Origin of the sequence: Dyella thiooxydans, assembly GCF_001641285.1 — a bacterium.
GTDB lineage: Bacteria > Pseudomonadota > Gammaproteobacteria > Xanthomonadales > Rhodanobacteraceae > Dyella_A > Dyella_A thiooxydans.
In genome coordinates, this window is sequence record NZ_CP014841.1 from 3,096,135 (window position 1) to 3,119,537 (window position 23,403).

The 23,403-nt window shown below is 69.5% G+C and carries 20 protein-coding genes; 11 read left to right on the forward strand and 9 right to left on the reverse strand.

Going from position 1 to position 23,403, the window contains the following annotated elements; all coding sequences use genetic code 11:
• Positions 1 to 18: 18 nt before the first annotated feature.
• The 8 genes from ATSB10_RS14030 (at position 19) to ATSB10_RS14065 (ending at position 9,998) form a co-directional block, all read left to right on the forward strand.
• Positions 19 to 3,027, forward strand: coding sequence for a TonB-dependent receptor (locus ATSB10_RS14030; protein ID WP_063673383.1), 3,009 nt, complete (start codon positions 19 to 21; stop codon positions 3,025 to 3,027).
• 87 nt (positions 3,028 to 3,114) lie between these two features.
• Positions 3,115 to 4,647, forward strand: coding sequence for a tryptophan halogenase family protein (locus tag ATSB10_RS14035; protein WP_063673384.1), 1,533 nt, complete (start codon positions 3,115 to 3,117; stop codon positions 4,645 to 4,647).
• Positions 4,648 to 4,729: 82 nt separating this feature from the next.
• Entirely contained in the window at positions 4,730 to 6,220 is a 1,491-nt protein-coding gene (locus tag ATSB10_RS14040; RefSeq protein WP_063673385.1) for a glucoamylase family protein, read from the forward strand.
• Positions 6,217 to 7,530, forward strand: coding sequence for a sugar ABC transporter substrate-binding protein (locus ATSB10_RS14045; protein ID WP_157469261.1), 1,314 nt, complete (start codon positions 6,217 to 6,219; stop codon positions 7,528 to 7,530). The genes ATSB10_RS14040 and ATSB10_RS14045 overlap by 4 nt, the downstream gene beginning before the upstream one ends.
• Positions 7,527 to 8,417: a carbohydrate ABC transporter permease gene (locus ATSB10_RS14050; protein WP_063673386.1), complete on the forward strand. Its 891-nt coding sequence runs from the start codon at positions 7,527 to 7,529 to the stop codon at positions 8,415 to 8,417. Before ATSB10_RS14045 ends, ATSB10_RS14050 begins: the two co-directional genes overlap by 4 nt.
• Positions 8,414 to 9,235 carry a carbohydrate ABC transporter permease gene (locus tag ATSB10_RS14055; protein WP_063673387.1) on the forward strand — a complete coding sequence of 274 codons (822 nt, stop codon included), beginning with the start codon at positions 8,414 to 8,416 and terminating at the stop codon, positions 9,233 to 9,235. Before ATSB10_RS14050 ends, ATSB10_RS14055 begins: the two co-directional genes overlap by 4 nt.
• Positions 9,232 to 9,474, forward strand: a complete 243-nt coding sequence (locus ATSB10_RS14060; protein WP_063673388.1) for a hypothetical protein — start codon at positions 9,232 to 9,234, stop codon at positions 9,472 to 9,474. Before ATSB10_RS14055 ends, ATSB10_RS14060 begins: the two co-directional genes overlap by 4 nt.
• Positions 9,471 to 9,998, forward strand: a complete 528-nt coding sequence (locus ATSB10_RS14065) for a gluconokinase (protein ID WP_063673389.1) — start codon at positions 9,471 to 9,473, stop codon at positions 9,996 to 9,998. The genes ATSB10_RS14060 and ATSB10_RS14065 overlap by 4 nt, the downstream gene beginning before the upstream one ends.
• On the opposite strand, the gene ATSB10_RS14070 is transcribed toward ATSB10_RS14065, so the two are convergent.
• The 6 genes from ATSB10_RS14070 to ATSB10_RS14095 form a co-directional block, all read right to left on the reverse strand.
• Positions 9,995 to 10,828, reverse strand: coding sequence for a pirin family protein (locus tag ATSB10_RS14070; protein ID WP_063673390.1), 834 nt, complete (start codon positions 10,826 to 10,828; stop codon positions 9,995 to 9,997). The two genes, ATSB10_RS14065 and ATSB10_RS14070, sit on opposite strands and share 4 nt — an antisense overlap.
• 94 nt (positions 10,829 to 10,922) lie before the next feature.
• On the reverse strand, positions 10,923 to 11,669 hold the full coding sequence (locus ATSB10_RS14075; RefSeq protein ID WP_063673391.1) for a DUF4336 domain-containing protein: 747 nt from the start codon (positions 11,667 to 11,669) through the stop codon (positions 10,923 to 10,925).
• Positions 11,670 to 11,690: 21 nt separating this feature from the next.
• Positions 11,691 to 12,371 carry a YecA/YgfB family protein gene (locus tag ATSB10_RS14080; protein ID WP_063673392.1) on the reverse strand — a complete coding sequence of 227 codons (681 nt, stop codon included), beginning with the start codon at positions 12,369 to 12,371 and terminating at the stop codon, positions 11,691 to 11,693.
• A 5-nt stretch (positions 12,372 to 12,376) separates the two neighbouring features.
• The gene (gene xth / locus ATSB10_RS14085) at positions 12,377 to 13,156 is read right to left on the reverse strand and encodes an exodeoxyribonuclease III (protein ID WP_063673393.1); all 780 of its coding nucleotides are present in this window, start codon (positions 13,154 to 13,156) and stop codon (positions 12,377 to 12,379) included.
• A gap of 37 nt (positions 13,157 to 13,193) precedes the next feature.
• A complete protein-coding gene (locus tag ATSB10_RS14090) occupies positions 13,194 to 14,876 on the reverse strand; it encodes a hypothetical protein (protein WP_157469263.1) in 1,683 nt (560 codons plus the stop codon).
• A gap of 108 nt (positions 14,877 to 14,984) precedes the next feature.
• Positions 14,985 to 17,060: a M3 family metallopeptidase gene (locus tag ATSB10_RS14095; RefSeq protein WP_063673395.1), complete on the reverse strand. Its 2,076-nt coding sequence runs from the start codon at positions 17,058 to 17,060 to the stop codon at positions 14,985 to 14,987.
• A 107-nt stretch (positions 17,061 to 17,167) separates the two neighbouring features.
• On the opposite strand from ATSB10_RS14095, the gene ATSB10_RS19830 reads away from it, so the two are divergent.
• The 3 genes from ATSB10_RS19830 to ATSB10_RS14110 all read left to right on the forward strand — a co-directional run bounded on the left by ATSB10_RS19830 (position 17,168) and on the right by ATSB10_RS14110 (position 19,826).
• Entirely contained in the window at positions 17,168 to 18,868 is a 1,701-nt protein-coding gene (locus ATSB10_RS19830) for a patatin-like phospholipase family protein (protein ID WP_063673396.1), read from the forward strand.
• Between the two features lie 95 nt (positions 18,869 to 18,963).
• The gene (locus ATSB10_RS14105) at positions 18,964 to 19,500 is read left to right on the forward strand and encodes a gamma carbonic anhydrase family protein (RefSeq protein ID WP_063673397.1); all 537 of its coding nucleotides are present in this window, start codon (positions 18,964 to 18,966) and stop codon (positions 19,498 to 19,500) included.
• Positions 19,497 to 19,826 (forward strand): low molecular weight protein tyrosine phosphatase family protein, encoded by a 330-nt coding sequence (locus ATSB10_RS14110; protein ID WP_063673398.1) that lies wholly within the window; start codon positions 19,497 to 19,499, stop codon positions 19,824 to 19,826. Before ATSB10_RS14105 ends, ATSB10_RS14110 begins: the two co-directional genes overlap by 4 nt.
• On the opposite strand, the gene ATSB10_RS14115 is transcribed toward ATSB10_RS14110, so the two are convergent.
• From ATSB10_RS14115 to ATSB10_RS14125, 3 genes are all read right to left on the reverse strand, one after another.
• Complete coding sequence (locus tag ATSB10_RS14115; RefSeq protein WP_063673399.1) at positions 19,815 to 20,351, reverse strand: hypothetical protein; 537 nt, start codon at positions 20,349 to 20,351, stop codon at positions 19,815 to 19,817. The two genes, ATSB10_RS14110 and ATSB10_RS14115, sit on opposite strands and share 12 nt — an antisense overlap.
• A gap of 80 nt (positions 20,352 to 20,431) precedes the next feature.
• Entirely contained in the window at positions 20,432 to 21,409 is a 978-nt protein-coding gene (locus tag ATSB10_RS14120) for an energy transducer TonB (protein WP_063673400.1), read from the reverse strand.
• A 135-nt stretch (positions 21,410 to 21,544) separates the two neighbouring features.
• Positions 21,545 to 23,314 (reverse strand): peptide-N4-asparagine amidase, encoded by a 1,770-nt coding sequence (locus tag ATSB10_RS14125; RefSeq protein ID WP_063673401.1) that lies wholly within the window; start codon positions 23,312 to 23,314, stop codon positions 21,545 to 21,547.
• Between the last annotated feature and the right edge of the window lie 89 nt (positions 23,315 to 23,403).

A 23,403-nucleotide genomic window follows, 5' to 3' on the forward strand; every position in this document is an offset into this window, starting at 1 on the left:
CCCTTTGGGAGGGAAGTCATGAAGGCGCCACTGCATCTGAAGAGAAAACTGCTTGCGAGCGCCATCGCCACCACGGTGGTGGCGATCGGCGCGGCACCCACCACCGCCTGGAGCCAGTCGGCCTACGCGACGCTGCGCGGCAAGGCCTCGCCGGGTGCGACGGTCACCGCATTCAACCCGGCCACCGGCACCACCCGTCGCACCACCGCCAGCGGGGACGGCAGCTACACGCTGACCGGCCTGCCACCGGGCACCTACCAGGTCGACGCCGGCCCCGGCACGCAGCAGAACATCAAGCTCACCGTGGCCTCCACCGCCACGCTGAACTTTGGCGCGGCCAGCGGTCCGGCTCCCTCGACGGCCAACGCCACCAACCTCGGCGGCGTCACGGTATCGGCCACCACGCTGCAGGAAGTGAAGACCTCCGAGATCGCCACCACGATCTCGCAGCACCAGATCGACACCATCCCGCAGATCTCGCGCAACTTCCTCGAGTTTGCAGACACCGTGCCGGGCATGGTGTTCAGCGTGGACTCCAGCGGACATACCTCGCTGCGCGGTGGCGCGCAGAACAACAGCTCGGTCAACGTCTACATCGACGGCGTGGGCCAAAAGAGCTACGTGAAGGAGGGCGGCGTCAGCGGCCAGTTCTCCAGCCAGGGCAACCCGTTCCCGCAGCTGGCGATCGGCGAGTACAAGGTCATCACCTCGAACTACAAGGCCGAGTACGACCAGATCTCGTCCGCCGCGGTGACCGCGGAGACCAAGTCCGGCACCAACGAATTCCACGGTGAGGCCTACTACACCTACACCAACGACGGCCTGCGCGCGCGCACGCCCGCGGAGGAAGCGGCCGGCAGCAAGACCAAGTCGCACGAGAAGCAGTACGGCTTCGCGATCGGCGGTCCGATCATCAAGGACAAGATGCACTTCTTCTTCACCTACGAGCCGAAGCGGTTCGACACGCCGACCACGGTGGTGCCGGGTGTGACCGGGGTGACCAATCTGCTGCCCGCCAGTGTGGCGGCCCAGGAAGGACCGTCGAACCTGCCGTTCAAGGAAGACCTGTACTTCGGCAAGATCGACTGGGAGCCGACCGACCGCGACCGCTTCGAGTTCAGCGGCCAGGTCCGCAAGGAAGACCAGTACGACAACATCGGCGGCGCGACCGCGGCCAGCGCGGGCATCGACACCAAGAACGACGATACGCGTCTGGCACTGCGCTGGCAGCACAGTGGCGAAAGCTACTTCAACGAGGTGCTGCTGACCCACGAGAAGGCATACAACAACCCGACTTCGCTCGGGAACGGCAACGGCTCGGTCTACACCTTCGAACCGCTGCAGGACGCCACCATCCTGATCACCGGATCGGCCAACGCGCTGGCGACCCAGAAGAAGGGCCAGAAGGGCCCGGCGATCCAGGACGACCTGACCTTCAACGACCTGGAGTGGCACGGCGACCACGTCGTGAAGATGGGCGTGAAGTACAAGGAGGTCACCCTCAACGCGCAGGATGCGGGCCTCTCCAACCCGCAGTTCTTCTACAACGTTACCACCAGCGGGACCAGCAGCACGCCGTACAAGGCGTTCTTCCCGAATCCGGTGGCCGGCCTCAACCCGGTGGCGAAGTCGAAGGACAAGCAGCTGGGCATGTACATCCAGGACGACTGGGCGGTGAACGAGAAGCTGACCCTGAACCTGGGCGTCCGCTGGGATTACGAGCGCAACCCGTCGTACCTGAACTACGTGACCCCGGCGAACGTGATCGCCGCGCTGAACAGTCCGAACCCGGATCCGGCCGCGCCGGCCGGCCAGACCTACGCGCAGGCGCTGGCGCTGGGTGGCATCAACATCAACGACTACATCAGCAACGGACACAACCGGAAGGCGCAGAAGAACGAGTTCCAGCCCCGCCTGGGCTTCTCCTACGACATCAACGGCGACGAGGAGCACGTGATCTTCGGCGGTGCCGGCCGCGCCTACGATCGCGACCTGTACGACTACCTGCAGCTGGAACTGACCAAATCGGCGCTACCGGAGTCCACCGTCTACTTCACCGATCCGGCCACCGGCCTGTGCAAGAACGGCGGCACGCCCTGCTTCGCCTGGGATCCGGCCTACCTCGGTGGCGTCGGTACGCTGCAGTCGCTGGTGTCGACCACCAACGCCGGCAACGAAGTGGACATGATCAACAACAAGCTGAAGGCACCGTATTCGGACCAGTTCAGCATCGGCATGCGCAACAAGCTCGGCGACTGGAACACCAGCGCCACCATCGCGCGCATCCTCAGCCATGACGGCTTCGCGTTCACCCTGGGCAACCGCTATCCGGACGGCGCGTTCTTCCAGAACAACAGCCAGCCCTGGGGCAACGGCGTGCCGGGCTTCGGTGCGCTCATCGTGGGCAATAACGGCATCGAGACCCGCACCACCCAGCTGCTGCTCTCGGTGGACAAGCCGTACGACAAGGAGTCGGGCTGGGGTGCCACCTTCGCCTACACCTACACCAAGGCCACCCAGAACCGCGACATCAACGAGCACTACTCGTTCGACGAGGCAACGATCGGGAACTACCCGTTCATCACCTCCAACGCCGCTTCGAAGCACCGCTTCGTTGCCACCGGCGTGATCGACGTGCCGTGGGGCATCACGTTGTCGGCCAAGTTGACCCTGGCCACGCCGATCCCGGGCAACACAATCGGCTGCTACAACTTCACCTTCCCGACCGGCAGCAGCTGCACGCCGCAGGCGGGCATCCCGGGCGGCAACGGACGGTTCCTGATCGGCGGCAAGGTGTTCGGCTATCGTGACGTGGATTTCCAAGCCACCAAGGATTTCGACCTCGGCCACGGCATCTCGATCTACGGCCGTTTCGATCTGCTGAACGCGTTCAACTTCCGGAACTTCTCGGACCAGATCTACTACTTCGGGGCGACACCGGGCGACCTGGTCGTGAAGTACAACACCACCGGCAACATCACGTTCGTCCCACGGACGTTCAAGCTGTCGGTCGGCATGCGGTTCTGATCCACCCGCGACGCCGGGCCGGACGGCCCGGCGTCACACGGTTTCCCCGGACGCGGCGCAAGCCGCGTCGTTTTTTCGAGACTTGGCATGAACGAGCAGGCCATCCGCAACATCGTGATCGTCGGCGGCGGCACCGCCGGCTGGATGGCCGCCGCGGCCTTTGCCCGGGTGCTTGGCTCCGCCTGCACGATCCGACTGGTGGAGTCCGAGGAGATCGGCACCGTCGGCGTGGGCGAAGCCACCGTCCCCCACCTGAAGCTGTTCAACAACCTGCTGGAGATCGACGAGATCGAGTTCGTCCGGCAGACCCAGGGCACCTTCAAGCTGGGCATCCAGTTCAACGACTGGGGCCGCATCGGCGACTCCTATATCCACGGCTTCGGCGAGCTGGGCCATGACCTGGGCCTGGTGCCGTTCCACCAGTGCTGGGGGCGCGCGCGGCAACTCGGCTTCGCCGGCGACCTCGGCGACTACTCGATCAACACGCTGGCCGCGCCTCGCGGGCGGTTCATGGCATCTGCCAGCGACGCACCGCGCAACTCGCCATTGGCGAACATCGCCTACGCCTATCATTTCGATTCCGGTCTCTACGCGCGCTTCCTACGCCGCTATGCCGAGGCGCGTGGCGTGCAGCGGACGGAAGGCAAGGTCGCGCAGACCCGCCTGCGACCGGACAACGGCTTCGTCGAGGCGGTGGTGATGGAGAACGGCGGGGCGATCGCCGGTGACCTGTTCATCGACTGCTCCGGCTTTCGCGGTCTGCTGATCGAGCAGGCCCTGCACGCCGGTTATGAAGACTGGACGCACTGGCTTCCCTGCGATCGCGCGCTGGCCGTGGGTTGCGAGAAGGTCGGGCCACCCACCCCCTACACCCGCTCGACCGCGCGGCCGGCCGGTTGGCAGTGGCGGATCCCGCTGCAGCACCGCACCGGCAACGGTTATGTGTACTCCAGCGCCCACGTCAGCGACGATGAGGCTGCCGCCACCCTGCTGGCGAACCTGGACGGCAAGGCATTGGGCGATCCCCGATCGTTGCGCTTCACCACCGGCATGCGGCGCAAGTTCTGGGATCGCAACGTGGTGGCGCTTGGCCTGTCGAGCGGTTTCATGGAGCCGCTGGAGTCCACCAGCATCTACCTGATCCAGTCGGGCATCGCCAAGCTGCTGAACCTGTTCCCGCGCCAGGGCATCAGCCCGGTGCTGGTCGACCGCTACAACGAGCAGTCGCGCTTCGAGTTCGAACGCATCCGCGACTTCCTGATCCTGCACTACCACACGACCCAGCGCGACGACACGCCGTTCTGGAACCAGTGCCGGACGATGGACATCCCGACCTCGCTGAAGGACAACATCGCCCTGTTCCGCGACAGCGGACGGTTCTTCCGCAACGCGGAGGAGATGTTCGCCCTGGTGAGCTGGGTGCAGGTGATGATCGGGCAGGGCATCGTTCCGCAGGCATGCCACCCCTTGGCCGATCAGATATCGCCACAGGAGCTGCGCGCTTTCATGCAACACGTGCGGCGCGTGATCGCCGACTGTGTCCAGGCCATGCCGGCGCATGAAGCCTTCATCGCGAGATACTGTGCCGCCCCGGTGCCCGGTGCACCGATGCCCGCCTAGGGCGTTCCGATCGCCGAGCACCCGGCGTCGACCGCCGGTGCCGTGCGTTGCCCCCTCCCTTTTCTGACGAGATCGCTTTCCGATGCAGGCTGCAACGAAGAGAATTTCCAGGGCAAACGTTTTCGTCGCCCTGCTCGCCACGGCGCTGGTCCTGGCCACCGCGCCGGTCGGCGCAACCGGTCGCGCCACGCCGCCGATAAAGGCCATCCACACCTTCCAGGAGGCGCCGCCCGCACAGCAGGCGATGATCGACGACCTGGAGCAGCGCACCTTCCGCTGGTTCTGGGACAGCGCCGATCCGGCCACCGGGCTGGTGCCGGACCACTACCCCGGCGAGTCGTTCTCCAGCATCGCCGCGGTGGGCTTCGGCCTGACCGCCTACGGCATCGGCGCGGAGCGCGGCTACATCACCCGCGACCAAGCGGTGCAGCGCACGCTGGCCACGCTGAAGTTCTTCCACGACGCGCCGCAGAACGCCAGCGAGGACGATGCGGCCGGCTACCACGGATTCTTCTACCACTTCCTCGACATGCGCACGGGCAAGCGCGAAGGGCGCTGGACCGAGCTGTCCAGCGTCGACACCACCCTGCTGCTCGGCGGCGTGCTGTTCGCGCAGTCGTACTACGACCGCGACACGCCGCAGGAGCAGCAGATCCGCCAGCTCGCCGACGCCATCTACCGGGCGGTGGACTGGCCGTGGATGCAGGTGCGCTATCCGCTGATCTCGATGGGCTGGACCCCGGGTGGCAAATTCATCCCCAGCGACTGGAAGGGCTACAACGAAGGCAAGCTGGTCTACCTGCTGGCGCTGGGCTCACCGACCCACCCGGTCAAGCCGGACGCATGGAAGGCCTGGTGCTCCACCTACGACACCACCTGGGGCCGTTTCTACGGCGAGACCTTCCTCAACTTCGCACCGATGTTCGGCCACCAGTACACCGAGTCGTGGGTGGACTTCCGCGGCATCCGCGACGACTGGAACCGCCGCCACGACCTCGACTACTTCGAGAACGGCCGCCGCGCCACCTACGCCCAGCGCAACTACGCCATCGCCAATCCCGGAAACTGGACGGGTTACGGCAAGGACGTGTGGGGCCTGACTGCCAGCAACGGGCCGGGCGGGTTCATCGTCAAGAACGCCCACGGCGAGCGCAAGTTCCAGGGCTACACCGCGCGCGGCGCCGGGCTGGATTACATCTCCGACGACGGCACCATCGCACCGACCGCGGCCGGTGGCTCGATCGCGTTCGCACCGGAGATCGTGCTGCCGGCGCTGATGGCCATGAAGCAGCGCTACGGCCAGTACATCTACGACCAGTACGGCTTCGTCGACGCCTTCAACCCCAGCTTCCATACCCAGACCACGCTGCGTACGGGCAAACTGGTACCCAACGTGGGTTGGGTCGACACCGAGCAGCTCGGTATCGACCAGGGCCCGATCCTGCTGATGATCGAGAACTGGCGCAGCGGCTTCGTGTGGAACGTGATGAAGAAAAACCCGTATATCCGCAGGGGCCTGGAGCGCGCCGGCTTCACCGGTGGCTGGCTGGCGGCGGAGCCGGTCAAGCCGTGAATCGAGGCGCACGGCCCGCCCTGCGCCATGCGCAGCGGGCCGTGCTGCGCGCCCTGGCCGTGCTCTGCCTGGCCTGCGGCCCGCTGACCGCCTGCCACGAAGCATCCGGCGGACGGCAGACCCTGACGTTCTGGACGTTCGGCCGCGAGGGCGAGGCGATGCAGGCGCTGCTCGCTCCGTTCGAACGGGCCCATCCCGGGATCAACCTGCGCGTGCAGCAGCTGCCGCTTAGCGCCGCGCACCAGAAGCTGCTCACCGCCTATGCCGGTGGCTCGATGCCGGACCTGATGCAGCTGGGCAACACCTGGCTGCCGGAGATGGTGGCGCTGGACGCGGTGGAGCCGCTGGACGCGCGCATCGCCCGTTCGACCGTCATCCAGCCGGCGGACTACTTCGACAGCATCTGGGCCACCAACCGCATCGACGGGCACCTCTACGGCGTGCCCTGGTACGTCGACACCCGCCTGCTGTTCTACCGGGTCGACCTGCTGCGCCAGGCCGGCTTCGACCATCCGCCGCGCACCTGGGCGGAATGGCGCCAGATGCTCGCCGCGCTGAGCGATCCGGCGGCCCACCGCTACGGCATCCTGCTGCCGACCAACGAATACGAGCAGTTGATGTCGCTCGCGCTGGAGCAGCCCGACCCGCTGCTGCGCGACGGCAACCGCTACGGCAATTTCGAGAGCGCGGGTTTCAAGCGCGCGCTGACCTTCTACGTCGACACGTTCCGCCTGCACCAGGCACCGGCGATCAGCAACGTGGTGGCCGGCAATCCGTGGGAGGAATTCGGTCGCGGTGTGTACGCGTTCTATTTTTCCGGGCCGTGGAACATCGGCGAGTTCCGCAGCCGCCTGCCGGCCAGCGCGCAGTCCACCTGGGACACCGCACCCCTGCCCGGCCCCGACGGCCCGGGCACCGGGGCGGCCGGCGGCGCCAGTCTGGTGATCTTCCGCGGCTCGTCGCACAAGGAGGCGGCCTGGGCGCTGATCCAGTACCTGTCGGAGCCTGCCGTGCAGCGACGCTTCTACGAGCTGGTCGGCGACATGCCACCACGGCGCAGCGCCTGGGCCGGTGGCGCGCTGAGCCGCGACCCCAAGGCGCAGGCCTTCCGCATCCAGCTCGAGCACGTCAGACCGACGCCGCCGGTGCCGGAATGGGAGCGCATCGCCAACGAGATGCAGCTGGCCGCCGCACGGGTGATCGCCGGCGAGCTGAGCGTCGACCAGGCCTGCGCCGAGCTGGACCAACGCGTGGACGCGATCCTGGAAAAGCGTCGCTGGGTGCTCGACCACCGCAAGGAGGGGCGATGAACCGGCAACGCGTCGCCTGGCTGTTCCTGACCCCCGCGCTGATCGTACTCGGCGTGTTCTTCCTGCTGCCGGTGCTCGGCGCGCTGGCGCTGAGTTTCACCGACTACGACCTGTACGCGCTGGCCGACCCGCACAACGTGCGCTTCGTCGGGCTGCACAACTACTGGGCGCTGCTGCACCGGCCGGTGTTCTGGGCAGCACTGGGACATACCGCCTACTTCGTCGCGGTGGGGGTGCCGCTGTCGATGGTGGTGTCGCTGGGCGCGGCACTGCTGCTCAATTCGCCGCTGGCGAAGGCACGGGCGTTCTTCCGCACCGCGCTGTTCGCGCCGGTGGTGACCACGGTGGTGGCGGTGGCGATCGTCTGGCGCTACCTGTTCAACACCAAGTACGGCCTGGTCAATGCGCTGCTGGAGTGGCTCGGCCTGCATCCGGTGGACTGGCTGGGCGACCCGCACTGGGCGATGCCGACGATCATCCTGTTCGCGGTGTGGAAGAACTTCGGCTACAACATGATCATCTTCATGGCCGGGTTGCAGGCGATCCCCGCCGAGCTGTACGAGGCCGCCCGCATGGACGGCGCCACGCCGTGGCGGCAGCTGCGCCATATCACCCTGCCGCTGCTGCAGCCGACCCTGCTGATGGTGGCAATCCTCACCGTCTCGGGCTATTTCCAGCTGTTCGCCGAGCCCTACGTGATCACCGAGGGCGGCCCGCTACAGAGCACGGTGAGCGTGCTCTACCTGATGTACGACGAGGGCTTCACCTGGTGGAACCTGGGCTCGGCCTCGGCGGTGGCCTTCGTGCTGTTCATCGTGATGTTCGCGGTCACCGCGCTGATGCTGCGGCTGTCGCGACGCAGCCTGCGTGAGGCGGAGCTGGCATGAGCACGCGACTGGCCCGGTGGACGATCAACGGCCTGCTGCTGGCGGGGAGCGCCGTGGCACTGTTCCCGCTGGCGTGGATGCTCTCGGTGTCGTTCATGCACCCGGGCGACAGTGGCACCCTGCCGCCGCCGCTGCTGCCGACGGACGCCACGCTGGGCAACTACCGCACGCTGTTCCTGCGGGTGGGCATCGGCGGCTACCTGGCCAACAGCCTGGCCGTGTCCACCGCGATCACCGTGCTGTCGCTGGCGTTCAACCTGATGGCCGGCTACGCCTTCGCCAAGCTGCGCTTCCGTGGGCGCACGGCGGTGTTCCGTGCATTGATCGGCGGCCTGGTGATCCCGGCCCAGGTCGCCATGCTGCCGCTGTTCCTGCTGCTGAAGTACCTGGGCCTGGTGAACAGCTACGCCGGGGTGGTACTGCCGGCGCTGGCCAGCGTGTTCGGCATTTTCCTGGTGCGCCAGTACGCCCGCGGCATTCCGCGCGAGCTGCTGGAGGCCGCGCGCATGGACGGCGCCGGTGAGGTGTGGATCTTCGTGCGGATCGTGCTGCCGCTGCTCAGGCCGATCGTGGTGACGCTGGCGATCATCACCTTCCTCACCGCCTGGAACGACTTCATGTGGCCGCTGATCGTGCTGACCGGGCAGGACCACTATACGCTGCCGATCGGGCTGGCCTCGCTGGCCCGCGAGCACGCACGCGACACCGAACTGATGATGGCCGGCGCGGTCATTACCGTCCTCCCGGTGCTGGCGCTGTTCCTGGCGCTGCAACGCTATTACCTGCAAGGGCTGCTGCTGGGCAGCATGAAACGATGACCGAAAATCCTTCTCCGCTGCTGCCGCGACGCTACCGGCTGGCCTGGTTGCTGCTCTGGTTCGCCCTGCTGGGCGCGCTGGCCTGGTCGGCTGCACAACCGCATCACGCCGCAACAGCGCCGGCGATCGGCGCACAGACGCACCGCCCCGGGGACACGCACGGTGGCGCCGACGAGACGATCGACCGCCACCTGCGGATCGGCGGCGCACCCGGCGAGACCGCGTTCCGTCAGCGATGAGGGACGCAGCCCCGCCCGCGCTGGTGGTGATGGGCGTGTCCGGCAGCGGCAAGAGCCATGTCGGCGCGGCGCTGGCCGCGGCGCTGGGTGCGCATTTCCTCGACGCCGACGATCTGCACCCGGAACCCAACCTGCGCAAGATGGCGGCCGGCGTGCCGCTTGACGATCGTGACCGCATGCCATGGCTGGATGCCGTGGCCGCCTGGATCGCGGCTTGGCAGGCCGGCGGCGAGGCCGGCGTGGTTGCCTGCTCGGCGCTGCGCCGAAGCTACCGCGATCGACTGCGCGCCGGTGCGCCCGACCTGGGCTTCGTCCATCTGGCGGTGCCGCGGGACGAGCTGGCCAGGCGGATGCGCCAGCGCCGGCACTTCATGCCGCCTTCCCTGCTGGACAGCCAGCTCGCCGCGCTGGAGCCGCCGGCAGCCGACGAGGACGCCTGCACCCTCGACGGCACCCGACCGATGGACGAGAACATCGCGCGCGTCCGGGCCTGGTTGTCGACGCGCGCGGTGGTGAACGGCTAGAACTTCCCGGCGCGGAAATCCGCGATCGCCTCGTGGATCTGCTCGGTGGTGTTCATCACGAACGGACCGTAGCGCGCCACCGGCTCCTTCAGCGGCTGGCCGGCGACCAACAGCACGCGCGCTGCGCTGTCGCCACCGGCGATGGTCACCGAGTCGCCCTTGCTCAGCACCGCCAGCTCGCTGCGCGCCAGCGACTCGCCGGCGACCTGCGCCGACGCGCCCTCGAACACATAGGCGAAGGCGCTGTGGCCTTCCGGCAGCGGCACGGTGATCGTCGCGCCCGCCTGCACGGCGATATCGAGATAGATCGGCGCGGTGGCCACGCCGCTGACCGGGCCGGTGGCGCCACCGAGTTCACCGGCGACCACGCGCACCTCGACACCGGGCGCCGGCTGCACCACCGGGATGCGCTCGGGCGCGATGTCCTGGTAGCGCGGCGCGGTCATCTTGTCCTTCGCCGGCAGGTTCACCCACAGCTGGAAGCCCCACATCAGGCCGTTCTCCTGCTGCGGCATCTCCGAATGCAGGATGCCGCGACCGGCGGTCATCCACTGCACGCTGCCGGGCCCCAGGTCGCCCCGGTTGCCCTGGTTGTCGCCATGCTGCATGTGCCCGGCCAGCATGTAGGTGACCGTCTCGAAGCCGCGGTGCGGGTGCTCGGGGAATCCGGCGATGTAGTCGCCGGCCTGGTCGGAGCGGAATTCGTCCAGCAGCAGGAACGGGTCGAGCATGTCCAGCGCGGGCTGGCCGATGACGCGTTTGAGCTTCACGCCCGCGCCGTCGGCGGTGTCCATGCCGCGGATGCGGCGGAAGATGCGGCGCTCGGTCATGACGGACTCCATGCGGAAAAGGTTGGCCCCAAGATGCGCGCCGGCGCGCGGCGCGCCAAGGGGGGACCGGCGAACGGATTGTTCCGCCAGCGGCTCAAGCCAGCCAGCGGAACGCGCGGCGCAGTTCGGCCTCGCCGTCCTGCAGGTAGCAGCGCCCGTGCGCCAGGATCACCCGGCGTGGTCGCCACGCCAGCATCCGCTCGAGGCAGGCACGCCCGACGCGCTTGCGGCCGAGGTAGGTCAGGCGCATGTCCAGCGGCGCCTTGCCGTCGGGGTCGAGCGACCCGGCCAGGCGCACCAGCAGCCGCATGCCGCGGGAAAGCCGGGACGGCTCGAAGTTCTCGATCAGGTCGGTGAGGATCAGCGTGCCGCTGTCGCGGTGCAGGAACACGATCTCCTCCAGCACGCGGCTGCCGCGGAAATGCAGCTGGTCCAGCGTGTCGGCCCAGTCCCGCGGCGGCGTGTCCCCCAGCTGGGCGTCGAACGTCACCGCGACGTGCTGGCTGGCGGCGCGTTCGCGCACGCCGGGCGAGGCCCATGCCACGGCATCGGGATAACGCTGCTTCCACGCCGCGATGTGCGCGTAGTGCAGCATGTTCGGCGATACCAGGTGACGCACCGGTCCCAGTGCGTCGATCGCCGCGAACAGGCCGCCATCCGGCGCGATCGGCGAATGGCACCAAAGCCCGCCGTCAGCGAGCCGGGCCACGGTCATGCGGGTGGGGAAGGGAAGATGGCCGCCGGGCACCGCCATGCGGATCTCCGGGCCATCCACCAGCCAGAGCCCGGGCGCGACGGGCTTGATCACGTTGAGCGGTTCGTACAGTCCGATCGACGACACGAACCTGCTCCCTCTGGAAACTCAGTGCACCCAGTGCCCGCTGCGCTGGCGTGGTGGCGCCGGGTGCTCGTCCTCGGGTGCCAGGGCGGTGCGGGCCAGCGCCTCCAGCTCGGCCTCGGTGGCCGGGTTTTCCTGCCAGTAGCGGCTGACCGCGCCGAGCACGGCCGGCAGCTGCGCCAGGCACTCGTCGTACTCGTCGTCGCTGAGCTTCTCAAATTCGGCATCGGCGTTGAGCACGCCTTCGTCCACGGCCAGCGCCATCACCGGGCCCAGCAGCTCCATCAGCGAGGGGTCGTCGGCCAGGCGCTTCTCCCACAGCGTGGCGCGCAGGTCGATGCCGCGGCTGAAGCCCTCGCACCAGCCGGCGGCGCTCAGCGCCGGGCCCATCTCGGTGTCGATCTCGCCGAGGATCGGTTCGTAGGCGTCCACGTCCAGCTCGGCCTCGATCGAGTCGTTGAGCTTGGCCAGCAGGGCCAGCACGCGGTTGCCCTCGTCCTCATCGGCGAAGGGCTGGTGCAGCACCTCGGGCAGCCATTCTTCCGGGGTCACCAGGATCGGGCCCACCGCCAGCGCGGAGAGCAGGCCGTGCACGCCGTCCAGCAGCAGGTGGTCGCCCTCGGCGTGGGCGCGCAGGTAGCGGTCCAGTTCGTCCAGTTCGCTGTCGTCCAGCGAGCTGGGCCAGTCGTTCGATGCGTTGTTCATGCGTGTCAGATGTCCAGGTCCAGCGTGACCGGCGTGTGGTCGGAGGGGCGCTCCCAGCGGCGCGGTTCGCGGTCGATCGCGGCGGCGCGCACGCGCGGCTTGAGCGCTTCGCCGATCAGGATGAGGTCGATGCGCAGGCCCATGTTGCGCCGGAAGGCGGCCTGCCGGTAGTCCCACCAGCTGAAGTGGCCCGCGTCCTGTTCGAACAGGCGGAAGCTGTCGTGCAGGCCCAGGTCGGTGATCGCTTTCAATGCCGCACGCTCCGGCGGCGAGCACAGGATGTCCTCGCCCCACGCCACCGGATCGTAGACGTCGCGGTCGTCCGGGCAGATGTTGAAGTCGCCCAGCACGACGAGGTTGGGATGGCGCTCGAGCTCGCCGGCAAGGAACTCGCGTACCCGCGCCATCCAGTCCAGCTTGTAGGCATATTTCTCGTCGCCCACCGCCTTGCCGTTGACCACGTACAGGTCGACCACGCGCAGTTCGCCGACCGTGGCGGCCAGGATGCGCCGCTGCGGGTCATCCAGCCCGGGGATGTCGGTGACCACGTCGGCGAATTCGGGCTGGCTGTCCGCGCGGGCGAGCAGGGCGACGCCGTTGTAGGTCTTCTGGCCGGAGTACACCGTGCGGTAACCGGCGGCAGCCAGCGCATCGACCGGGAATTTGGCGTCCTCCAGCTTGGTTTCCTGCAGTGCCACCACGTCCGGCTGCGCGTCCGCGAGCCACTGGGTGAGGTGCGGCAGGCGCACGTTGAGCGAGTTGACGTTCCAGCTGGCGATCTTCATCCGCGCATTGTAAGGGAGCGGCCCACGGGCCGCCCCCTCAGCGGGAGGACGCGGCCAGTTGCACCGGCGCACCCCAGTCCGGCAGGGCCGCACCACAACGCACGGCGGAGGGCGCCGGCGCGGGCTGCCCCGCCTTCGCCGCATAACCGACCGCGACTTCGGCACCGCTGGCGCATGCGGCACGCACCCGGCGCGCCAGCGCCGGCAGGTCCGCACGGTCCAGCGACTCGCTGAGGATCGAGGCCACCGTGGCGCCGGGCCGCAGCGCGTGACAGCGGGGCAGCGGTCGGTCGAGCAGGATACCATCCGGGTTGTTCCAGAAGCTGATCGAGCCGCCGCAGTCCTGCGCCATCAGGTGCGCCATCAGCCTGCCGGCCCAGGCACGGCGGGTCGCGGCGTCGAGCGACGCCTCCTCGTGCACCTGCAGGCCGAGGGCGGTCCACGCCGCGCGGATGGCGGCCGGATACGCACCCGGCTCGGAGACGGCTCGGGCCAGGTCCACACGCACGGCGGGGGAGGTCGCGGCGGGGATCAGGTCCTGCCAGCGATAACCGTCGGCCGGATGCGCGCGATGCGCGTCGCGCAGGGTCCGCCAGAGTCGGAAGTACGCCCGGCCGGGATCTTCTCGATCGGCAGCGACGGCCAGCGCGTACATCAACGGCACGCCGCAGTCATAGGGCAGATGGCCCAGCTCGCGTCCGGCCAGCGCCGCCGCCACGCCGGTGGTCGCCGGCAGTTCGAGCAGGCAGGCGTTGTAGGCCTGGGCGACGGCATCCAGCACCGCCTGCGGCGACTCTTTCAGCATGGTGGCGGTGGCGAAGATCTTGGCCAGGTCGGCGCCGCCCTCCTTGGCCAGCAGGGCCTCGCCTTCGGGCGAACCGGTAACCGCATCGCCGTCCCAGCTGTGGAACAGCTCGTGCGCCAGGAAGCGCGTGAGCTGGTCCGCCGTCGCCTCGTCCAACGCCGCCCAGGTGGCACCGAACAGGCCGAGCGTGATCGATGCGTCCAGATGGTCGCCGCGGAAATCGTGGGCCTGGGCCGGCGTGGGACGGGTATAGAGCATCAGCATCGGCACGGTCGCCGGGCCCATGGCGCGTGTGTACAGATCGACCAGCGCCGGCGCCTGTGCGGCGATGCGCTCACGGATCCACGCCGGCGCCCGGCGATCGCTCACCAGCACCAGGCCACCATGCCGCAGCACCTCCGGGTGACCGAACACCACGTAGCCTTCCGCGTGCGCCATGTCGGTGGCGAGCGGCGCGGTCTGGACCCGACCGTAACCGATCACCTGTCCGCCGGGCGGCGGAGTCCAGCGCGGGCAGAGCACGACGCCGGAGTTTTCCGCGGCAAGGAACAGCGGCGAGTAGACGGCCACCGTGCCATCGGCGAAGCGCAGATAAGGCGCATACGCCCGGTCTTTCATGGGCGCATCGGCCCGCACATCCATGCGCAGGTGCAGGACGCGCTGCCCGCGGCGGGCCGGCGCAAGCGAGGTCTCGCCGATCCGCGCCGAGCCGTCCGGCGAGATCCACAGCTTCGTGCGGTGGTAGGGCGCCAAGTCGCGCAGCGCGAGGCTGTCGACACCTTCCGGCAGGGCGAGAGTTGCATCGACGGCCTGCGTCTTCGCGTCGTAGCGCACGTCCACCGGCACGCAGCTGGCGTGGACGCGCAGCGCGAGGAGCGCCAGCACCGGAATCATGCCCACAAGCCAATGCTTCATCGTCATCCCTGCCTGTCGAACGGGTCTCCATTGGACGGGCGCACGTTGTGCCGCGCACGCCCCAGAGGTCACGGCGAGGCCGTGACCTCTGGGCCGGTCCGGGAGGACTCAGTCGATCAGTCCATGGCTGCGCAGCAGCGCGTCCGGCTCGGGCTTGCGGCCGCGGAAGGCGACGAAGCTCTCCAGCGCCGGGCGGCTGGCGCCGACGGCGAGGATCTCCTGGCGGAAGCGCGCGCCGGTGGCCGGATCGATCACGCTGTTGCCCGCCTTCGCCGCCTCCTCGAACGCGCCGAAGGCATCGGCGCTGAGCAGCTCCGCCCACAGGTAGCTGTAGTAACCCGCCGCGTAGCCGCCGGCGAAGATGTGGCTGAAGGCGTGCGGAAAGCGCTGCCAGGCCGGCGGGTGCAGCACCGCCACCTCCTTGCGCGCCTGCTCCAGCACCGCCATCGGCCGCGCGCCCTGCGTCGGGTCGTAGTCGCGGTGCAGCAGGAAGTCGAACAGCGCGAACTCGAGCTGGCGCACCAGGAACAGTCCGGCGTGGAAATGCCGCGCCGCGAGCATGCGCTGGAACAGTTCCTCCGGCAGCGTCTCGCCGGTCTGCCAGTGGCGCGCGAACAGGTCCAGTGCCTCGCGGTTCCAGCCGAAGTTCTCCATGAACTGGCTGGGCAGCTCTACCGCGTCCCATTCCACGCCGTCGATGCCGCCGATCGAGGGCAGGTCGACCTCGGTCAGCAGGTGGTGCAGGCCGTGGCCGAACTCATGGAACAGGGTGAGCACGTCGTCGTGGGTGAGCAGGGCCGGCCGGCCCTCGGTGGGCGGCGCGAAGTTGCAGGTGAGGAAGGCCACCGGCAGCTGCTTCGCCGCGCCGTCGTCGAAGCGCGCGCGGCACACGTCCATCCACGCGCCGCCGCGCTTGCCGCTGCGCGCATACAGGTCGACATAGGCGCCGGCGAACACCCGGCCGTCGGCGTCGACCACGTCGTAGTACCGCACGTCCGGATGCCAGGTGTCGACGTCGTCGCGCGCGGCGAGGGTGATGCCGTACAGCTTGCGGGTGATCGCCCACAGGCCGTCGATCACCGCGGGCAGCGGGAAGTACGGCTTGAGCTGTTCCTCGTCGAGGTCGAAGTTCTTCTGGCGCAGCTTTTCCGAGGCGTAGGCGACGTCCCACGGCTCAAGGTTGTCGAGCTTGAGTTCGCGGCTGGCGAAGTCGCGCAGTGTGTCCAGCTCCTTGCGCGCGACCGGTTTGGCGCGCGCGCCTAGGTCGCGCAGGAAGGCCAGCACCTCGTCGGTGGAGCCGGCCATCTTGGTCGCCAGCGACTCTTCCGCCGCGTTGGCGAAGCCGAGCAGCTGGGCGGCCTCGTGGCGCAGCGCCATGATCCGGTCGATGCGCGCGGAGTTGTCGTACTTGCCGGCATCCGGCCCCTGGTCCGAGGCGCGGGTCTGGTAGGCCCAGTACACGCGCTCGCGCAGCTCGCGGTTGTCGGCGTAGGTGAGCACCGCCTGCACGCTGGGCTGCTTGAGCGTGACCAGGAAACCCTCCAGCTCCTGCTCCTTCGCGTACTGGCGCAGCACCGCGCGGCCGGACTCGGGCACGCCGGCCAGATCGCGCTCGTCGGTGATGTGCTGGTGCCAGGCGTCGGTGGCGTCGAGCACCGCGTTGGAGAACTCGGTGCCGAGCTTGGACAGCGCCACGCCGATCTCGCGGAAGCGGCTGCGCGCCGGCTCCTCCAGCGCCACGCCGGAGAGGCGGAAATCGCGCAGCGCATGCTCGACCAGCGCCCGCTTCGCGCGCGGCAGGGCGGCGAACCCGGGCGCGTCGGCGAGCGCCTGCACGGCGGCGTAGAGGTCGCGGTTCTGGCCCAGCTCCAGCGCGTGGTCGGTGAGCTTTTCCTCGGCCGGACCGTAGGCCTCGCGCAGCGCCGGGGTGTCGGCCACCGAATGCAGATGGCCGACCGGCGCCCAGGCGCGCGCCACCCGCTGCTCCAGGCGCTCCTGGCCGAGCATCACCGTGTCGAAATCGCGCGGCGCGTCCGGCGCGGTCATCGCGGCGATGGCGGCGCGGTAGTCGGACAGCAGCGCGTCGACCGCCGGACCCACGTGTTCGGGGCGGATCGCGGAGAAGGCCGGCAGCGGCGCGTCGGACAGCAAGGGGTTGCCGGAGGGTGCGGTATCGGAAGCCATGGGATCTCCTACGTGGTGGTCCAGCGTGGCGACCGCCGGGGTCGAAATCAAGCGGCGGCGCGGGCTGCGGCACGGTCCTGTCACATTCGCCGCCTAGCATCGGCCGGATGGCCCGCGCCCCTGCCGACCTGCTGCTGGAGCATCCGCTGTTCGGCCGTCTGGACGCGGCGACGCGGCAGGCGCTGGGCGCCGGAATGGTTCGACTCGGGCTGGCGGGCGGACGCCCTCTGTTCAAGGCCGGCGAGCCGGCGGACGCGCTCTATCTGGTGGCCAGCGGCAGCCTCGGCGTGTTCGATGGACCGACCCACCTGGTGCGGCAACTCGGCGCCGGCATGAGCGTCGGCGAAGCCAGCCTGCTCGGCGACGGCACCCGCCATCGCACCGTACGCGCCCTGCGCGACAGCGAACTGCTGCGGCTGGATCGCCCGACCTTCGAGGCCCTGCTGCATCGCCACCCGGACCTGCTGCTGCAGCTGGCGCGCGACACGGTGGCGCGGATGCAGCCACGGGTGCGCGAGGAACAGGCCACCGGCTCGCCGCGCACCTTCGCCCTGGTGGCGGCCGATGCCGGGGTACCGGCACGCACCCTGGCGATGCAGCTGGCGCGTGAACTGGAGGCACTGGGCAGCGCCGTGGTGCTCGATGCCCAGCAGGGCCGCGAGCGCAGCGCCGACTGGTTCGCCGAACGCGAAGCCCAGGCCCGGTTCGTCATCTATCTGGACGAGGCAAAGGACCCGGCCTGGCGTCGACGCTGCCTGCGCCAGGCCGACGTGCTGCTGCCGGCCGCCCGCGCCAACGACGCGGCCCGCCCCTGGCTGGACCTCGCCCATCCGGCCGCCGCGAGGCACCGGCCGCGGCATTTGCTGCTGGTCCACCCCGGACACCGGGTCGCGCTGGGCAGCGCCGCCCGCTGGCGCGCCGTGTTCAGCGGCGAGCTGATGCACCACCACGTCTGCCGCGCCGCCGACATGGCGCGGGTGGCGCGACTGGTCAGCGGGCACGGTCGCGGGCTGGTGCTGGCCGGCGGCGGTGCCCGCGGTTTGGCCCACCTGGGCGCACTGCGTGCCCTGGCCGAGGCCGGACACCGCTTCGATGCGATCGGCGGCAGCAGCATCGGCGCCATCGTCGGCGCCGGCGTGGCGGCGGGCTGGACCATCGACGAATGGCAGGCCCGTTGCGTGGACGCGTTCCTGCGCGGGCGACTGCTGTCGGACTGGACCGTGCCGCTGGTGGCCCTGACCCGCGGAGCGCGCGCCACCCGCACCCTGCGCGGCACCTTCGGCGCGTTGGCGATCGAGGACCTGCCGCTACCGTTCTTCGCCACCGCGACCAGCCTGTCCGGCGACGGCCCGCGGGTGCTGCGGCAGGGACCGCTGTGGCTGGCGCTGCGCGCGTCCAGCGCGATCCCCGGCGTGCTGCCGCCGGTGCTGCAGGGCGGCGAGGTGCTGGTGGACGGCGCCTTGGCGAACAACCTGCCGACCGACGTGATGGCGGCCGACGGGCTGGCACACATCACCGCGCTGGACATCCGCGCCGAGATCACCCTGCGCGCCGGCGTGGACGAGGCGGTCACCCCGCCCTGGTGGCGCGTGCTGCTTGAGCGCGACCGCCGTCCGGGGCTGGTGTCCAGCCTGGTGCGCGCGGGCATGGTCAGCGGCGAGGCGGCGGCACTGGAACGCCGGGCGCTGGCCCACCGGCTGGTCACGCCCGCGCTCGACCACGTTGGCGTGCTCGACTGGAAGCACTGGCGGCGGGCGGTGGAGGCCGGCTATCGGGCGACGGTGGAGGTGCTGGAGAGCGAGAAGTGAGGGAAGAGGAGTGAGGAGTGAGAGAAAAGCGGCTCCCTCACGCTTTGGCTCTCTCTCACTCCTCACTCCTCTCCACTCACTCCTAGAATGCCCCCATGAGCATCCGCACCTACCAGCACCACACCCCCACCCTCGGCCATCGCGTCTACGTCGATCCGGCGGCCACCGTGATCGGCCGCGTCGAGCTGGCCGACGATGTCTCGATCTGGCCCGGCGCGGTGCTGCGCGGGGACGTGCACTTCATCCGCGTGGGCGCGCGCAGCAACGTGCAGGACGGCGCGATCGTGCACGTTACCCACGACGGCCCGTATTCGCCGGGCGGCCTTCCCACGGTGATCGGCGAGGGCGTCACCGTCGGCCACGGCGCGGTGATCCACGCCTGCAGCATCGGCGACTACTGCCTGATCGGCATGCACGCCACCGTGCTCGACGGCGCGGTGGTGAAGAAATACGGCTTCGTCGGGGCCGGCAGCCTGATCCCGCCGGGCAAGGTGGTCGGCGAGCGCGAGCTGTGGCTGGGCAACCCGGCCCGCTGCGTGCGCCTGCTCAGCGACAGGCAGGTCGAGCAGATGCACTACTCGGCCGACCACTACGTGCGGATCAAGGACGGTTACCTGGCCGAGGCCGGATGACGCCCCGGCGCGTGCTGTTCCTGTGCAGCCGGCACCGGCTGCGCAGCCCCACCGCGGCGGCGGTGTTCAACGGGCGGCCCGGGCTGGAGGTCGACTCCGCCGGCCTTGCCGACGACGCCGACACGCCGCTGGATGCCGAACAGCTGGACTGGGCCGACCTCGTCGTGGTGATGGAGCGGCAGCATGCGCGGCGGTTGCGCCAGCGCTTCGCGCATCGGCTCAAGGGCAAGCGGGTGGTCACCCTCGACATTCCCGACGACTACGATTTCATGCAGCCCGAGCTGGTCGCGCTGCTGGAACGCCGCGTCGCGCCACTACTGCGCTGAGCCGCCGCTGGAGCTGGCCGTCGCGGCCTCCGCCTTCGCCCGGATCGCCGCGGCGCGGGCCTCGTCCTCTCGCACCACGATCGCGCGCTTCGCGTCGAGCTTGCCGGCCAACAGCTGCACGGTGAAGTTGTTGTTGTCCACCTCGCGCAGCAGACGCAGCTCACGCGCCGCCTCGTCCAGTTGGCGGCCGTTGATCGCCTGCTCGACCGCCTCGGTCGCCTGCGGCAGGTGGTCGGCCAGGTTCTGGTGCGCGGTGACGTTGGCCGGGTCGAGCTCGAGCACGCTCAGGTAGAACTCGTAGGCATTGGCACCGGCCGGCGCGATCAGGCGGTGGTCCTTGAGCGCCTCGTCGGCCAGGTTGAGCAGGATGCCGACGCCGTCGTTGTCCGAACCACCGGCGCTGTCGGCGCTGGACGAGCCGCTGCCGCCATGCGATGTACCGCACGCCGCGAGCAGGGCCGCCAGGGCAAGCAAAGCGGCGCGGCGCGAAATCTCCCGGCACGCGGCCGGTATCAGGGGCTGCATGGATATCACTCTCGGTCGGGGCGAGCCAGGCATGGTGCGGGGCACGTATGTCATCGCCGTGACGATGGTGCGGGTTTGCGTTACAGGCGGAAGTCCAGTCGCTGGTGCAGGTCCATCGCGATCGGCCGGCCGTCGCGCGTCGCCGGCTTGAAGGTCCAGCGGCGCACCGCGGTGGTCGCGGCCAGGTCGAACATGCTGCCCGGTTCGGCCTGCAGCACGCGTACCGCATCCACCCGCCCGTCGGGCAGCACGGTGAAGGCCAGCTCCACCCAGCCCTGGCGGCGGGCGCGACGCGCGGCCTGGGGATAGTACGGCTCCACCCGGCGCAGCAGCACCGGCGGGGTCACGCGGGGCGCGGGTGCCGCCGCGACCAGCGCTACGGGCTTCGGCGATGGCATGGTCCGTGCGGCCGGCGGCGGCACCGGCGACGCGGGCGGACGAGTTTCCGGCAGTGGCGCCACCGCCATGGGCGATGCCGACGGCTCGCGTTGCGGCAGCGACACGGCGGCGGCCGGGCGGGGCGTGGTTGCCGGCGCAGCGGCCGTCGCGGCGAGCTGTGCTTCCTGCGCGGCGAGCTGATTGCGCAGCAGGGTCAGCGTGTAGTTGGCCGGGTCGGCGCGAGCGAGCAGATCGAGCTCGCGCTTCGCCTCGTCGACGTGGCCGTCGCGGATCGTCGCCGCCACCTGGTCCGCGGCGTAGGGAAACAGTTCGCGCAGGGCATCGTCGGCGATCCCTCGGGAGGACGGCTGGGCGCGCAGGACCAGGTAACGCTCGAATGCGTTGTCGCCGACCGGCGCCAGCAGGTGCTGCGCGGCGACGTCGACCCGCGCCGCGCGCAGCAGCGCATCCGGCGCTAGCGCGTCGGCCGGGCGTACCCCGGAGCCGGCGGCGCCGCTGGCCACCGGCGATGGCGGCAGCGAGGCGTCGCGGTGGATGCGCTGCCACCATGCGTGCACGAACACGCCGGCCAGCGCCAGCAGCAGCACGACCACGGCGAGGGCCGGACGGGCGACACCGCGCTGGCTGCGACGCCGCGCGGGGATGGAAGATCGGAACATGGGCTGACCGGGGATCGTCGGCACCGGCAGGCATACCGGCGGCGCGCAGGGTAGTCAGGCGATGTTGCGATCGCGTGGCGACCCGCCATCGAGCGGGAGAGCCGCTGCCGTGCGCGCACGGCAGCGACGATGTACCTACCAGCCCAGCAAGGCGCTTCCGCTGCCCGGCGAACCATCCGGACGGGTGAACCAGTAGACGTGGTTTTCGCCGCCGGTGCACCCGACCCCGGTGGCGTCGTCGGTGACCACGCCGTCGGCGCTGGCCACGTCGGTGCGGTAGCAGCCGCCGAGCGAATCGCGGAAGGCGAAGCTCTGCGCGTTCTGCTGCCCGCTGTGGCCGGTCACGTTGAAGCTGCCGTCGAAGTCCAGCGTGTCGCCGGCGTCCACCGTGTTGCTGACGTGCGCGGCATACAGCGTGCGCCCGGCGAATTCGCGGCGGATGTCGTTGGTGTAACCCTGGTGCACCTGGGTCTCCATGACGTAACCGCCGTCGCTCGTGGGGTCGAAGCTATAGTCGACATGCAGCGGGTAGCGAAGCCGCTGGTGGTACTCGCCGACGAGGTGGCGACCGATGCGGTGGCGACTGACGCCGTCCACCGAGGTGAGCTGGTCGGTGACCTGGCGGTAGGTGCTGGCGTCGATGGTGAAGCTCTGCGTGTCGGTGAACGCCACGGTCTGATCCACCGTACTGTCCACCCGCCCGTGCGAGGTGATGGCATATCCCGCGATCACGTAATGGCGGCTTAGACGGGTGGTGATGGCACCGCTCACGTTGCCGCCGGTGTCGGTCACCAGCGTATCGCCGACGGTCGGCGTCGGCGCCTGCCCGACCAGGGTATTGCGGAGCAGGCCGCCGCGGACCCGGCGCAGGTGCGGATCCCGGTAGAGCAACAGCGTGGCGCTGGCCAGGAAATAGTGGTTGGCGCCGGCGACATTCACCGCCACGGTGTGCGGGTTGCCGTCGCTGAGCAGCCCGGCGAATGGCGTGAGGTCGACCCGGTAGGGCATGAAGTTGAGCGTCTGCACGCCCGGCGTCGGCCGCCACAGATAGGGATCGATGCCGCCGGTGTAGATCCATGGATAGACCGGAGCCACGCCGGCCGGCTGCCCGTCGATGCTGACCTCCGCCTCGCGGAAATTGCCGCCGCCGCACTCCTGCACTTCGGCCGCATAGCTGTCGGGCACGCAGGTGTACCAGAACTCGTCGCTGCTCTGGCTCTGCGCGATGACGTCCAGATAGGCGCGATCGATGTTGGTCGGCAAGGTCAGCGTCTTCGACAGCGGGCTGTCGGAGGTGTCCAGCAGGGTGGCGTTGCCGACGGCGTCGCTGCCGAGCGGCAGCACGCTGTCGGGCGTGAGGGCCCCCGGAGCCCGCAACGAGGCCGGATAGAACAACAGACGCGCGCTGCCGTGGATCACGCCCGTGTAGGTGCCGTTGACCACGTTGCCCAGCACCGCGCGGCCAGTGCCGGCCTGACGGAGCAGGGCGCTGTAGTCGGTCAGGTCGCGCTCCACGTGCCAGCTCGGCGAGACCGTGGACGAAGGCTCCTGGGTGGTGCCGTAGTAGAGGTTCACCCCACCGAGCCAGAGCTGCGCGGTGCGGTCGAACTGGCGTCCGGCGGTGACGGAAAAATCAGCCTCCAGCACCACCTTGGCCCAGTGCGTGCCGCAGCCGCTGGGCGGCGCATAGCTGTAAGGGTGGTCGCTGAAATCGACGAAGCTGTCGCCGCTGAACAGGGTCACCACGCATGGCGTGCCGGGCGGTCGCGGTACGGCCGGATCGGCCACGGTGACGTTGGTCGAACCTACCGCGCTGGCGTCGACCGGACACGGGCCGGCGATCGACAACGCACCCAGCAGCCCGCACAACCACGGGCCGCACTTCGAATTTCCCCTCGGCAGCATGCGCGTACTCCCTTCGTCATGATGCCCCCTGTGAGGCGCACGCTAGCACGGTCTTCCGGCGCAAGAATTCACGCTCCGCGGGTGAAGCG

Excerpts from the sequence above, each read along its gene's own strand:
- ATSB10_RS14030 (WP_063673383.1), top strand. The coding sequence starts at position 19 with ATGAAGGCGCCACTGCATCTGAAGAGAAAACTGCTTGCGAGCGCCATC.
- ATSB10_RS14035 (WP_063673384.1), top strand. The coding sequence starts at position 3,115 with ATGAACGAGCAGGCCATCCGCAACATCGTGATCGTCGGCGGCGGCACC.
- ATSB10_RS14040 (WP_063673385.1), top strand. The coding sequence starts at position 4,730 with ATGCAGGCTGCAACGAAGAGAATTTCCAGGGCAAACGTTTTCGTCGCC.
- ATSB10_RS14050 (WP_063673386.1), top strand. The coding sequence starts at position 7,527 with ATGAACCGGCAACGCGTCGCCTGGCTGTTCCTGACCCCCGCGCTGATC.
- ATSB10_RS14055 (WP_063673387.1), top strand. The coding sequence starts at position 8,414 with ATGAGCACGCGACTGGCCCGGTGGACGATCAACGGCCTGCTGCTGGCG.
- ATSB10_RS14060 (WP_063673388.1), top strand. The coding sequence starts at position 9,232 with ATGACCGAAAATCCTTCTCCGCTGCTGCCGCGACGCTACCGGCTGGCC.
- ATSB10_RS14065 (WP_063673389.1), top strand. The coding sequence starts at position 9,471 with ATGAGGGACGCAGCCCCGCCCGCGCTGGTGGTGATGGGCGTGTCCGGC.
- ATSB10_RS14070 (WP_063673390.1), bottom strand. The coding sequence starts at position 10,828 with ATGACCGAGCGCCGCATCTTCCGCCGCATCCGCGGCATGGACACCGCC.
- ATSB10_RS14080 (WP_063673392.1), bottom strand. The coding sequence starts at position 12,371 with ATGAACAACGCATCGAACGACTGGCCCAGCTCGCTGGACGACAGCGAA.
- xth (WP_063673393.1), bottom strand. The coding sequence starts at position 13,156 with ATGAAGATCGCCAGCTGGAACGTCAACTCGCTCAACGTGCGCCTGCCG.
- ATSB10_RS14090 (WP_157469263.1), bottom strand. The coding sequence starts at position 14,876 with ATGAAGCATTGGCTTGTGGGCATGATTCCGGTGCTGGCGCTCCTCGCG.
- ATSB10_RS14095 (WP_063673395.1), bottom strand. The coding sequence starts at position 17,060 with ATGGCTTCCGATACCGCACCCTCCGGCAACCCCTTGCTGTCCGACGCG.
- ATSB10_RS19830 (WP_063673396.1), top strand. The coding sequence starts at position 17,168 with ATGGCCCGCGCCCCTGCCGACCTGCTGCTGGAGCATCCGCTGTTCGGC.
- ATSB10_RS14105 (WP_063673397.1), top strand. The coding sequence starts at position 18,964 with ATGAGCATCCGCACCTACCAGCACCACACCCCCACCCTCGGCCATCGC.
- ATSB10_RS14110 (WP_063673398.1), top strand. The coding sequence starts at position 19,497 with ATGACGCCCCGGCGCGTGCTGTTCCTGTGCAGCCGGCACCGGCTGCGC.
- ATSB10_RS14115 (WP_063673399.1), bottom strand. The coding sequence starts at position 20,351 with ATGCAGCCCCTGATACCGGCCGCGTGCCGGGAGATTTCGCGCCGCGCC.
- ATSB10_RS14120 (WP_063673400.1), bottom strand. The coding sequence starts at position 21,409 with ATGTTCCGATCTTCCATCCCCGCGCGGCGTCGCAGCCAGCGCGGTGTC.
- ATSB10_RS14125 (WP_063673401.1), bottom strand. The coding sequence starts at position 23,314 with ATGCTGCCGAGGGGAAATTCGAAGTGCGGCCCGTGGTTGTGCGGGCTG.